The 12,049-nt window shown below is 50.0% G+C and carries 11 protein-coding genes; 5 read left to right on the forward strand and 6 right to left on the reverse strand.

All coding sequences use genetic code 11. The features are described 5' to 3' along the window. Window positions 1-20: 20 nt before the first annotated feature. Together ACEW81_RS06205 and ispH are read right to left on the reverse strand one after the other, a co-directional pair. The gene (locus tag ACEW81_RS06205; RefSeq protein WP_373532100.1) at window positions 21-1,103 is read right to left on the reverse strand and encodes a 30S ribosomal protein S1; all 1,083 of its coding nucleotides are present in this window, start codon (window positions 1,101-1,103) and stop codon (window positions 21-23) included. A 46-nt stretch (window positions 1,104-1,149) separates the two neighbouring features. Then, a complete protein-coding gene (gene ispH, locus ACEW81_RS06210; protein ID WP_373532101.1) occupies window positions 1,150-2,133 on the reverse strand; it encodes a 4-hydroxy-3-methylbut-2-enyl diphosphate reductase in 984 nt (327 codons plus the stop codon). Window positions 2,134-2,351: 218 nt separating this feature from the next. Here ispH and ACEW81_RS06215 point away from each other — a divergent pair, with 218 nt between their 5' ends. The 4 genes from ACEW81_RS06215 to trpS all read left to right on the forward strand — a co-directional run bounded on the left by ACEW81_RS06215 (window position 2,352) and on the right by trpS (window position 6,172). Continuing rightward, window positions 2,352-3,164 (forward strand): sigma-70 family RNA polymerase sigma factor, encoded by an 813-nt coding sequence (locus ACEW81_RS06215; protein ID WP_373532102.1) that lies wholly within the window; start codon window positions 2,352-2,354, stop codon window positions 3,162-3,164. Between the two features lie 57 nt (window positions 3,165-3,221). Next, entirely contained in the window at window positions 3,222-4,250 is a 1,029-nt protein-coding gene (locus ACEW81_RS06220; RefSeq protein WP_373532103.1) for a prepilin peptidase, read from the forward strand. A 136-nt stretch (window positions 4,251-4,386) separates the two neighbouring features. Continuing rightward, complete coding sequence (locus ACEW81_RS06225) at window positions 4,387-5,037, forward strand: hypothetical protein (RefSeq protein WP_373532104.1); 651 nt, start codon at window positions 4,387-4,389, stop codon at window positions 5,035-5,037. 79 nt (window positions 5,038-5,116) lie between these two features. Next, window positions 5,117-6,172, forward strand: coding sequence for a tryptophan--tRNA ligase (gene trpS, locus ACEW81_RS06230; protein ID WP_373532105.1), 1,056 nt, complete (start codon window positions 5,117-5,119; stop codon window positions 6,170-6,172). A 165-nt stretch (window positions 6,173-6,337) separates the two neighbouring features. Here trpS and ACEW81_RS06235 read toward each other — a convergent pair whose 3' ends face one another. The 3 genes from ACEW81_RS06235 to mqnC form a co-directional block, all read right to left on the reverse strand. Further along, window positions 6,338-6,658: a hypothetical protein gene (locus tag ACEW81_RS06235; RefSeq protein WP_373532106.1), complete on the reverse strand. Its 321-nt coding sequence runs from the start codon at window positions 6,656-6,658 to the stop codon at window positions 6,338-6,340. A 203-nt stretch (window positions 6,659-6,861) separates the two neighbouring features. Further along, on the reverse strand, window positions 6,862-7,791 hold the full coding sequence (locus ACEW81_RS06240; protein WP_373532107.1) for a hypothetical protein: 930 nt from the start codon (window positions 7,789-7,791) through the stop codon (window positions 6,862-6,864). Window positions 7,792-7,920: 129 nt separating this feature from the next. Beyond that, window positions 7,921-9,024, reverse strand: a complete 1,104-nt coding sequence (gene mqnC / locus ACEW81_RS06245; RefSeq protein WP_373532108.1) for a cyclic dehypoxanthinyl futalosine synthase — start codon at window positions 9,022-9,024, stop codon at window positions 7,921-7,923. A gap of 165 nt (window positions 9,025-9,189) precedes the next feature. Between mqnC and ACEW81_RS06250 the strand changes: the two genes are divergently transcribed. Further along, window positions 9,190-10,899 carry a radical SAM protein gene (locus ACEW81_RS06250; protein WP_373532109.1) on the forward strand — a complete coding sequence of 570 codons (1,710 nt, stop codon included), beginning with the start codon at window positions 9,190-9,192 and terminating at the stop codon, window positions 10,897-10,899. 81 nt (window positions 10,900-10,980) lie between these two features. Here ACEW81_RS06250 and ACEW81_RS06255 read toward each other — a convergent pair whose 3' ends face one another. Beyond that, window positions 10,981-12,006 carry a hypothetical protein gene (locus ACEW81_RS06255; RefSeq protein WP_373532110.1) on the reverse strand — a complete coding sequence of 342 codons (1,026 nt, stop codon included), beginning with the start codon at window positions 12,004-12,006 and terminating at the stop codon, window positions 10,981-10,983. Window positions 12,007-12,049 lie beyond the last annotated feature (43 nt).

Here is a 12,049-nt window from a genome sequence, read left to right on the forward strand (position 1 = left end):
CCAGAGGCCCAAGGGCTGCCTTATTGGGCAGCGCCTTGGTATTCTAGGGTAATTTTGCGTTCGCCCGCAAAAATGGACACAATGCGGAAACAATAGGTTTCAGTCAGGTAATACTGACGTCCGCTATTATCATAAGCGCAATAAGCCTCAATACCGGGGGCCAACTCAGCCAGCACACCGGAATTCAGCAACTTGGAAATGCGCCCGTTCAGCACTTCGCCCACTTTAAAGTGGTCGTTCACCGTCATCCAGGGATCGGGCTGCAAGCGCTTCAAGCTCAAGCTAATCCGCTGTAAATCACGATCGACGGTTAACACACGCACCGTCAGGCGCTCGCCCAAAGTCAACACTTCTGAGGGGTGCTGAATCCGGCGCCAGGTGATTTCAGACAAGGGCAACAAGCCGTCAATGCCGTTGATGTCCACAAACACGCCGAAGTCGGTGATTTTAACAATCTCGCCTTCCACAATGTCGGCTTCATTCAACTTGCCAATGGTTTCAGCCCGCATTTTGGCTTTTTGCTCAAATACGGCTTCACGGTGACTGAGGATTAACTTGTTTTTATGCTTATCCACTTCCAGAATTTTAGCGGGCAGAACATCTCCGACCAAGTCGTGCAGGGTTTTGGCAACCCGCAACTGGCTGGCCGGAATGAAGCCTTTAAAGCCCAGAATATTAACAATAACGCCACCTTTAGTGGTGCCGCTAACGGTGGTTTCCACAATTTCACGGGAATCACGCAATTCCATCAGGCGATCCCAGTTTTTCCACATAGCCACCCGACGAACGGACAAGGTGTAGTGGGGACGGGTTTCATCAACGCCATCGTGTTGGTTCAACAGGAATAATTCCAGAACCTGACCCGGCTTGTATTGGGCTCTCAGGTCATCCAGCCCATAGCAACCCGGAATTTCCTTCATGGGAACGGCACCCTCGGACTTACCGCCGATATCAACGCTCATGCCGTCTTTTTCAAGCTTTAACACTTCGCCCACCACAATGGTGCCGGGTTTTAGTGTGGTTTCAAAGCTTTTTTCCAGCAAGTCTGCGAAACTCTGGCGCATTTCTTCGGATGTTTCTACTAATAAAGTGGTCATTCCCATTAATCAAAATTCCTCTTTTGATTGCTAACTGTAACGATTTTTGGTTCTAAAGCGCCTTCAGGTACTCTAAAACCTCCTGTATTAACCAGTCTGGCGTGGAAGCACCAGCGGTTACTCCAATGATGTCAGCCTTTTCAAGGGCCTCGCATCCTTCAAGTTCTTTGTAAGTCTCAATATGAATGGTGTCTGTGCCTTCGGTGCGGCAAATTTCTGCCAAATGAGTGGTGTTGGCACTGTTTTTGCCCCCGATAACCACCATAAATTGCACCTTGCCGGTTAACTCCAACGCGGAATTTTGTCGAAAATACGTGGCGGGGCAAATGGTGTTAAACACCTTCAGCTCTTTGGCCACTTTAGACAGTTCTTTCACCATCTCAAAAAAGTTTTCTTCCATCTGGGTGGTTTGAGAAACCACGCCAATGCGGCGACGAGGCACGTCTTTCAGCTTTTCAGCGATTTCTTCCACCTTGTTAATGGCCACAATAATGGAACCAGGTACTCGCGCCGAATAAGCCTTAATGCCAATGATTTCCGGGTGTTCTTCCTTACCCACAATCACCACGGTGTAACCTTCTTCGGCCAACTGAATGGCCTTGTTCTGCACCAGCCGAACATCCGGGCAGGTGGCGTCAGAAACATCCACCCCTTTGGCCAATGCCTGCTCCACCATTTCGGGAGGGGCGCCATGAGTGCGAATCACGCAAACGCTGCCTTGCGGCACTTCATCCAGAGAAGACACCGTTTTAATGTGCTTGGCATCCAGCTGATCAATCACTTGTTGATTGTGAATAAGCTGCCCCAATACATAAACAGGCTTGTCGCTGCTTTCCCCAACAGCCAATGTTTTGTCCACAGCCTTTTGTACGCCGTGGCAAAAACCGGAATGTTCAGCCACCAAAATGGTTTTTGGCTTTTTAGACTGAGTGACGGATGAAGCGTGATCCAAGTTGGATTCAGACCTTTCGTTGAAGATTTCCCGTTCAATCGGCGGAGGCGTAAGTGAAAAGCCAGATTCGAGTGGGATTTGCATTTCTGCTCCTTAATTTGTATTACAATCTGCCCCAAAAGATCAACCATTTTCAGGAAAGGGGCGAAGAGGCCCCGATGTTATAATACTGATAAGATCATGAGTGGTACTCATTCATTGTACCCTTGAGTGTTTTAAGCTTGATGGCATTATAAAGCGCCCGGTTTGGGAGCGCTACCAGATTTCAGCAACGCCTGAGTGAGTTAGAGGAATTTTATTTCGTGAGCGGCCCGCCAACCAGAACCTCGTCTGAGGATATTTTTTCCAGTGTATTGGAAGAAATGCTGCATAACTACCTGATTTCCGATCTGGACGCCCAAAGTAAAGAAAAATTGCGCGATCAAATTGTGGCCAGAGTCATGCCTTACGTCAAAAAAATCGCGCATGGCCTGGCCCGTCGAAGCAGCGACCCGGTTGAAGATTTAATGCAGGTTGGCAATATTGGACTGCTCAAAGCCATTGATAAGTTTAATCCACTGGTGGGCAGCAGCTTTAAAACGTATGCCACCTATTTTATTACCGGGGAAATTCGCCATTACCTGCGGGACAAAACGGCCATGATTAAAGCGCCCCGTCAAATGTATGAGCTTTACTACCGCATTAACCAGATTATCCAAAAACTGACCGAGCATTTAGGGCGCACCCCCACCGATATTGAAATTGCGGAAGAATTACAATGCCCGGTTACCAAAGTTACACAGGCCCAGGATATTGAACGGCGCCGTTTGCCGGTTTCGCTCGATCAATTTATGGTGAACGACAACGGCGGCAGTGAAACCGTTTACCTGGAACGACTGGTGGACCACACCCAAACCGAATTAACCGAAACGCATGAAAACCGCATGCTGTTAGAACAAGCCATGTTTACCCTGAAAGAAGATCTTCAGGACGTGGTTAAAATGACTTATTACGAAGATTTGAGCCAAACCGAAATTGCCGAGCGGCTGGGTATTTCACAAATGCAAGTCAGTCGCAGGCTTCGTAAAGCCCTGGAACTGCTTTCCAAAAACCTGAAAACGGACAAGCCTGCCTAAGGCAGCAAAAACACAGCGGCGTTCCCTTATTAAAAAGGCCCTGGAGAAACTTTAAGCGTGTCAGACCCTACCCTGCAAGCATTTTGGATGGTTTTTCTATTTGTTATCGGTCTGTGCGTTGGTAGTTTTCTCAATGTCATGGCCCTGCGCTTTCTGGCCGATGAACCTATTGTCCTGCCTCCCTCTCACTGCCCGCAATGCAACTCCCCACTGCGGGCCATCGATAATATTCCGGTGATCAGCTACTTATTGCTGGGTGGTCAGTGTCATTACTGCAAAACCCCCATCAGCATTCAGTACCCGCTGGTTGAACTGGCCACTGCCATGCTGTTTTGCGGAACCGTGTGGTTCTTTGGCCTGACTTGGCAAAGCGCCTTTTTGCTGTTCATGATTTCCAATTTGATCGTTATTTTTATTACCGATCTCCGGGAAAGCCTTATTTTTAACTTCAATTCCATTTACATGCTCATTCCCGCCGGGTTGCTTTACAGCGTATTGAACCTTGGAAATACCGCCGGTACGGCTTTTACGCTGGATTTAGGGGCGCTGGTTCTACATGTACCAGAGGCCCTGATTTCCGCATTGATGGCCATGCTGATTTCGGTGGTGTTTTTTGAGGGCATGATTTTGTTCTCCCGCTTATGCTTTGGGACCGATGGATTTGGGCATGGCGATACCTTTTTAATGATGGGGGCCGGTGCTTTTTTAGGCTGGCCATTAACCGTACTGGCCTTATTGCTCGGGTTTGTGGTTCAAACCATTCCCGCTATCCCCATGCTGGTGATTCAATGGATTAAAAACAAGCAGTACACCTCCCTTATTTCAGGAGCTGTGGCTCTGGCCGGTGGCGGCAGCCCGCTCATCCTGATGAACACCCCCTTTTCCCCGGAGTCCAAAACGCTGATCAGCCTGATTTGCCTGGTGATTTCGGTGATTGCCCTGATTGTATTTTTAAAACAGGTTCGCACCGCCCAAACCTTTACCTACTTGCCCTTGGGGCCTGCGTTGGTGTTGGGCATTCTGGTATCGCTGTTTTTTGGGCAGGATATCATCAGCCTGTATCAAGGCTATTTATTGCGCAACTAGGCCCTCAGCTTTTTGGGGATAAACGCTGACCAATGGCCCTGACCACTGGCAAAACCCGCATCTTTATGCTAGCTTAATTGAGATTCATCAGTTTCAAAACGCCTTTCACCCACCACAAGGCACTGCGGAGTTAATCATGCTGGCATTTCATTTGCTGAACCACCGGATTTTAGTGGATCCCGCTTACGGGCTGGACGTGCTAAACCACATGTGGGCCACCGAACCCGTTGGCACTACCAGCATCTTGCTGACCAGCATTGGCCTGTTGCTCACCCTGTCTTTTAAACTCATGGACTTTTTGTGGGATGTTTACAAGGAACAGGCCCGACAAGGCCGCCTGAAAGTGGAACTACTGGGGGAACAAACCAGTACCGGGGCATCATCACTGTGTAGCGTCATTTCCAATATTGGACGCGAACCCATTGTGGTTCGGGATATCGGCTACGCCAAGCCTCGCCTGATTGGCACCGAATTTGTTCGCCTGCAAGCCCAGAACTCACCGTTACCCCACGCCCTGAACGCCCGAGAGTTATTGCGGATTCACATCACAGAAGATGAGGCGGACCTGAGCAAGCTGGCCGGACAGTTCCGAGTCAAGGACTCTTTAGGGAAACTGTGGGAAGCGCCCGATGGGGAAATAAAAAAGGCCCGCCGACAGTTAAAAGTACTGAAAGCCGCCATGGCCAAAATGCCAGCCCCAAGCCCGGACAACCAGCCGTTGCCCAACCCCCGCCATGCACTGCTGGAGCATTTGCAATCCAGCGCGCCCATTTCCACCCAAAATTAGGCGGCGTCCCCACTTGGGGTGATCCTCTAATGGCTTGGCAATGACAGTTGCGCCCAGTTCCCCTATAATAAGGGGCATTATGACTGATATTTTCGCTTCCCCCTCCGCCACGGACATTTTAAACCTGAAAGAAATTGAAAAACTGCCCGCATCAGCCAAGGTGGTCATGTCTGGTATGCGACCCACCGGCAAGTTGCATCTGGGGCATTACATGGGTGTGCTTAAAAACTGGATCGCCCTGCAAGAGCAATACCCGTGCTTCTTTTCCATCGCCGATTGGCATGCCCTGACCACCAAATACGATGACACCACCAGCTTGCGGGATAACATTCTGGAAATGGGCCTGGACTGGCTTGCGGCGGGGATTGATCCCCAAAAAGCCACCATGTTTGTACAATCTTCCATTCCTGAAATCGCCGAACTTCATTTGCTGCTGAGCATGATCACCCCTGCCAAGTGGGTACAAACCGATCCCACCCTGAAAGATATGGTGGCCATGCTGCACGAAGATCTTTCTTACGGGCTTTTGGGCTACCCGGTATTGCAAACGGTTGATATTCTCTCAGTTCGGGCCGGTTTAGTGCCTGTGGGCAAGGATCAACTGGCTCATCTGGAAATCTCTCGTGACATTGCCCGCCGGTTTAACCACGTTTATCAAACGGCATTATTTGCCGAACCACGCCCCCTGTTAACCGAAACCCCTATGCTATTAGGTCTGGACGGGCGAAAAATGGGGAAATCTTACAACAACGCTATTTTCCTGAGTGATTCAGCCGATGAAACCTGGGCCAAGGTTAAAACGGCCATTACCGATCCGGCCCGAATCAAACGCACCGATCCGGGAAACCCCGAACATTGCGAAGTGGTGTACAAGTATTATCAGGTTTTCGCTTCAGAAAACGCTCAAAATCTGGCCGCTGAAGAGTGCCGCACAGCCAGTCGGGGTTGTATGGATTGCAAAAAGCTGCTGGGCGAGATGATCAACGAGCAAATGGCCCCCATCAGAGAGCGACGCGCTTTATACGCCTCGGACAAATCTCAGGTTGAGCAATTGCTAAAAACAGGCTCCGAAAAAGCACGGGCCGAATGCCAGGAAACATTACGCCAAGTAAAAGCCCTGATGAAGCTTTTTTAGGGGAAGAAAAAAGGAAACAGCGAATGTTACATTAACAAGCGCTGTCATAAGGGGACAATAAGGGACATTTTGTCTGTTGACGAATTCTTGTAAGGGCCACGCCAGCCTTCAACGTAAGCTGATGACATGACCCGGTATATCCTGTAGGAATCAATTCCAGGTGAATTACGCACCCAGGAATAAATTGGTGCCTGAACCCGGGAATTGCGTAAACGGTTGCAGCGGCGCGTCAAAGAAACTTTGAAACGACGTATTAAACGAAAACGGGTTAAATTGCGGGTAAAAAGCGGTGTTTAAAGGCTGACCGCTTGAGAAAAAAATCAGTGCCCCAATATCTTGAGAAAAGGCGGCCCGTTGCCCGCTGGGCAAATTCGGAAATACGCCTTGAGTCAGAAAAGGGTTAGGAAACGAAAAACCGCCAGGTACAGACATTACTGTCCTCCATTCTTTTATATTGATAACGGATGAACCGTTAACTTCTCGCAAGAAAAATCGCTTCGATTATTTCTATGTAAGAATAGCTGCTCTCTTCTATAGAATAATAAAAACAATCCAACCTTGCTGATTGCGCTGATTCCATTTTTTGTAACAGTTTGATCACGAAACAGCACCATCAAGAGGCTTGCTTAGGCAAGGCCTCTGGGCTTTTTCAAGCGGTTACCGGTAATCTCCCCACAAAAAAAGTGGGCTTAAAATGTTCTCCCGGGCTTGGAATTAAACAACTTGAACAATTCTTGCTGACTGCCTGCTGTTCCAAACAACCCGATAGACTGGTAATGATAGTTTTGGGCCAAGCCATTGGCCAGCAGCACTTCCAGCACATTTTGAGAAAAAACCACATCGTTTGGCCCTGCGGAACTAACCAGAATACGGGTTTGATAACAGGCATCCGACGTGGGTAAATTAGCATCCAGCGCATGAAGCCCAATGCGAAAAGGCGGTTGAGCGTCCATGGGGCGCAAAGTTGCGTAATAACGCAGTAAAGCCTGACCCGACTCCATGCAATATTGAATGGACTGGGACAAAGAGGGAAACTCCAACGTCATATAAGCAGGCGATTGCTCCAGGGTGCTGCCCAATTGGCGGGTAAAGGCCTTGGCCAACAACTCCCCACCTGCGGGGCAAAGGGCAAACTCATAACTGACATGAACCAGATAACGCCGGTTGGTGGCCACTTTTTTTTGATGACGGTTCTGAGCGTCCTGCAACTTCTTTAACCGTTCTCTCTGCAAACCGGCATGTAATTGAATCTCTTGCTGCTGTTCGGTGGTTTTCAGATATTCGGAAATAAAATTCAACAGGAAAAAAGCCAGCGTGAAGGCAAAGGCCAACACCCCCTGTGTCATCGAAATTCGTTGCCCATTATAAAGAATGGGGGGCAGGTGAAACAGAGCGTCCAACGCCAGATTCATGGGGTTTAAAAATTGGCTGATGTGGACCAGATGGGGATTGAGCAGCGGCACATTCACAATTAAAAGCAACCAGTGAAAAATAATCACGGGAGAAATGACCGCGCATAGGGCGGCTAAAACATCGCAGGCAATATACAAAATTCGCAGCATAGGGTGGAAAATCAAACACTCGCTGGGCGCTGCCTGCTCACAGAAGACACGGCCCACTCAGTACTCATTGGGAAATGACCTTACAAACTGCCCAAAACGCAGATTGTAATCAGCATACCCTGAAACCCCAAATAGAGGCGTCCTCTCAATGGGGGAGTATACGCCAGGCGGCGCTCAGCGTTCCAATCAGTTTTGGCGGGGGTATTCCTGCACAATATTGTAGGCGGTATCCCTTTGGGCGGCATCAAACCCGCCTTGGTGAATCACCTTGAGCATTTCCGCAACGCTTTTGCGAGTGGGATTAATGCCGCATTGGGTTACCACGTTTTCTTCCAACAACAGGCCGCCCATATCATTGGCGCCCATTCTTAAAGCGGTTTGCCCGATTTTTAACCCTTGTGTAATCCAGGAGGCCCCAATATTGGGAATATTATCCAGCACAATACGGGCCAAAGCGCTCACCTTCAGGTATTCAACCCCGGTGGCCGGGAGGTTGGGCAGTTTTTCCAGCTTGGTATTGGGCTTTTGAAAAGTCCAGGGAATAAAACTGAGGAAACCGCCGGTTTTATCCTGCAAATTACGAATCTGGAACAGGTGATCCACAATATGCCAGTCTTCTTCCATCATGCCAAACATCATGGTAGCCGAAGTTTTAAGGCCCAGCCCGTGGGCCACTTCCATAACTTCCAGCCAGTCGTGGGTATTTACCTTTTTATGGCTCACTTTGCGCCGAATCTCATCGTGCAAAATTTCACCGCCCGCACCGGGAATCGAAGAAATACCCGCCTCGATTAACTGCTGAATGACCCATTCCAGACTTTTGCCGGTAATCACGGTCATATAAGCAATTTCGGTGGGGGAAAAAGAGTGAATGGTGAGGGTGGGGAAATCTTTGCGCAGATTCCGCACGATATCCAGATAATACTCAAAGGGCAAGTCCGGGTTTACGCCGCCTTGCAGGAGTAGTTGGGTGCCTCCGGCTTCCACCAGTTCCCGGGTTTTCTCCTGAATCTGGGGATAATTCAAGGTGTAGGCGTCCGCATCCTCTTTATGCCGGTAAAAGCCACAGAACAGACAATCCACATTGCAAACGTTGGTATAGTTCACGTTGCGGTCAATGACAAAGGTAACCGGCTGGCCTTCGGGGTGAAACCGGCGTTTCACTTCTTCCGCCATAATGCCCAGCTCAAACAGGCTGGCTTCCCGAAGCAGGCGTAACGCCTCGTTTTCATCAATGCGGTTAGCGGGAGGCAGAATCGGAGAGGAGGAACTTTGGGCAATCGTTGACATCTGTCTGTGTTAGTATCCTATATGATTGCGGGCCTTATTTACGCATACCATAGCAGAAAAGCGCCCCATCCTGAATAAGCCACCTCATACAACCCCAATCAATTCTTACCCGCATTCTAATACTCTCGCACCACTCACCCAACTCAGGGAGCCTTCAGCCCATTTATGGCCACCGATTTTAAAAAAACCGACAGCCGACCTTCCTACCGGCAAGATGAACATCAGGAAACCTATTTATATACGCCCGTAGCCCCCAACCCCGATGCGCTGCGGGTGGCTATGGTGTATCCGGCCCCTTATCAAATTGCCATGTCCTCCTTGGGGTACATGATTTTGTTCAAACAACTAGACACCAACCCCGATATTGACGCTCGGCGCATTTACGCGGACACCTTGCAGGAGCACAATCCCAAAGAGCTGGAGCTGATGGGCCTTTCCTTCGCCTTTGAGCTGGATATTGTGAAGGTTTTAGACATTTACGCCGAGTACCAGATTCCCATGTTCGCCAAAGACCGGGATCGCTCGCACCCCTTAATTTTTGCCGGTGGGCCGGTGCCCATGAGCAACCCGGAACCGTTCGCCGAGTTCTTTGACTTTTTCCTGATTGGAGAAGGCGAAGAGGTGATGGACACTTTGATGCACGTCTATCGCAAGTACCGGCACCTTTCGGATCGGGAAGAATTGATTCACCGTCTGGCGGTAGAAGTACCGGGCTTGTACGCCCCCGGCATGTATGACATTCACTATGAAAGCCCGGATGGCCCCATTAGCGCCATCGTACCCAAGTACGAAGACATCCCGGCTCAGGTGGACAAACAACTGATTGCCAACATGGATGACTTTATTGCCCACACCCCCATTATTAGCGATAAGGCCATCTTCGCCAACACGCTGTTGGTGGAAGTAATGCGGGGCTGCGCCCACCGCTGCCGGTTCTGTCTGGCCAGCTACAGTATGCTGGGGCCAATGGGTTCCGGCTTGCCTGCCGCACGGGGCGGCACCATTGAAAAAATTATTAAAATCATTGAAAACGGCATTCAATACACCGATAAAGTGGGCCTGCTGGGCGCGCTGGTGTCCGATCACCCGGAATTTCCAGCGCTGTGCGATTATCTGGATAGCAAGGAAGGACTGACCATTTCCTCTTCTTCCTTAAGGGTGGATACCATTACCGAGCAAATCGCCAATACCTTTAAAAAGGGCGGTCAAAAGCAACTGACCCTGGCCATTGAAACCGGCTCTGAGCGCATGCGCCGCCGGGTGAACAAGAATTTACGGCACGAGCAAATTCTGGAAGCCTCTGCCACTTTGGCCAAAGCAGGGCTGGAAGGCGTGAAGTTTTACGGCATGGTAGGCTTGCCCGATGAAACCGACAACGATGTTGAACTGTTGGCCGAGTTGCTGAAAGAAGTTCGCAAAGAGAATCCTAAGCTGAAAATCCATTTGGGCTGCAGCTCCTTTGTCCCCAAGGCGGGAACCCCCTTCCAGTGGCAACCAAAACTGGACAACAAAGCGGTGGATCACCGTTTTGAAATTTTGCGTAAAAAGCTTTTAAAAGTGGCTGATGTACGAGCCTCCAGCGCCAAATGGGATTACTTTCAGGCATTCCTCTCCCGAGGCGATCGCCGCCTCACCAAGCTGATTGTTCGGTTTTACGAGCTGGGCGGCAGTCTGGGCTCAGTGAACCGGGCTTATAAAGAGCTGAAAAAAGAAGGTCAGGTGGATTTCCCGGACTTAGACTGGTACGCTCTTCGTGAGCGTCCCGAACACGAGATTTTGCCGTGGGAAATCATCAGCCTGGGTGTACCCAAGACCATTCTTTATAAAGAAGGCTTACCCCCTCCCGGATTTGAAAACGCTGTTTTCAAGAACTAATAAGCCCATTCAAACCAAACTACGCCTTCACACGGGCTTAATTTCCAATGGTTTAGCCGGGATGGCTCCCCTGAATTGCTTCTAATGCGTTGCTTCAGGGCCTTTGTTCTTCTGCATTTTTTCGGCAGCCCAGTTAAAGGGCAGCAAAGAATCATCCAGCAAGCCCAGTACAAACATGCCGAATTGCCGGTAGTCCATTTTTTCGTGACCCGAGGCCTTGTGCGTTAAACCCTGCCAAACTTGGTAGGGTTTTCTGAGTATCACATTTTGAGGGACGCTGGACAGTTTGGCGGATTCCACACCGGCCTTATACCCTGCGGATAACCCCTTTTGAATGCCTTCCACCCCCACCAGAGTTAGCAAGAAAGCGGTCAGGTTCTCCCCGCTTTTTTGATAATAGCGCACCTTCTCCGAATCCGATTGCGGGTGATTCAACGCTTTGACCTCATTAACCACCGATGTCGCCGCTGAAATCCCCATAATGGCCGCCCCGGAAGCCGCCCCCACCACGGGTTTAAAATGACCCAACGCCGTGACCCCCGCCATGGCCGTTAAGCTGATGGCCGGGTGATTCTTAATGACATGCCCAAAATGCTCCAGTGCTCCCCACATGCCCCGCAGCCGGTAATCCCAAGGCTTGGCCCGGTAACTGAGCTGCCCTTGCCGCCACAGGTCCTGACATTCGGTTAACGGGGCTTTTAAAAAAACCTTTTTAAAAGCGTTGCCCGCCAGCTCCTGCTGCAGAATATCCTCTACACCGGTTACTGCTTTGCCTTGGGCGTGGGCCAGCTGAAGCACGGCCTGTTCAAACTCAAGCTGGCGGCCTTGTTGATACACCGCCGTCAACGCTTTTTTTGCCGCCTGCTCATCCATGCCTCGCTTCCCCAAAGTGGCCTTATAAAAAGCATCGGCCAAACCCGCCACGGAGGTTTCCCCTGAATCGGCCAACGGAGCGATTGAAACACTTGAAAACCCCTTGGGATTGGCCGCAGGAAAAGTAGAGACAGAAGGCAAAGCAGAATACATAGACAGTGGCGCTGTTGCCATCGGTAACAGCGGTCTATTATTGGTGGCAAAACCATAATTCAGGGTTGGCGGGAAGGACATGGACTGGCAACCTTTTTCGCTTTCACGTTCAAATTTTTTGTTT

Origin of the sequence: Vampirovibrio sp., from assembly GCF_041737375.1 — a bacterium.
Lineage (GTDB): Bacteria > Cyanobacteriota > Vampirovibrionia > Vampirovibrionales > Vampirovibrionaceae > Vampirovibrio.

Coding starts and splice junctions, on each gene's coding strand:
- ACEW81_RS06205 (WP_373532100.1), bottom strand. CDS start 1,103: ATGGGAATGACCACTTTATTAGTAGAAACATCCGAAGAAATGCGCCAG.
- ispH (WP_373532101.1), bottom strand. CDS start 2,133: ATGCAAATCCCACTCGAATCTGGCTTTTCACTTACGCCTCCGCCGATT.
- ACEW81_RS06225 (WP_373532104.1), top strand. CDS start 4,387: ATGCTGGCATTTCATTTGCTGAACCACCGGATTTTAGTGGATCCCGCT.
- trpS (WP_373532105.1), top strand. CDS start 5,117: ATGACTGATATTTTCGCTTCCCCCTCCGCCACGGACATTTTAAACCTG.
- mqnC (WP_373532108.1), bottom strand. CDS start 9,024: ATGTCAACGATTGCCCAAAGTTCCTCCTCTCCGATTCTGCCTCCCGCT.
- ACEW81_RS06250 (WP_373532109.1), top strand. CDS start 9,190: ATGGCCACCGATTTTAAAAAAACCGACAGCCGACCTTCCTACCGGCAA.
- ACEW81_RS06255 (WP_373532110.1), bottom strand. CDS start 12,006: ATGTCCTTCCCGCCAACCCTGAATTATGGTTTTGCCACCAATAATAGA.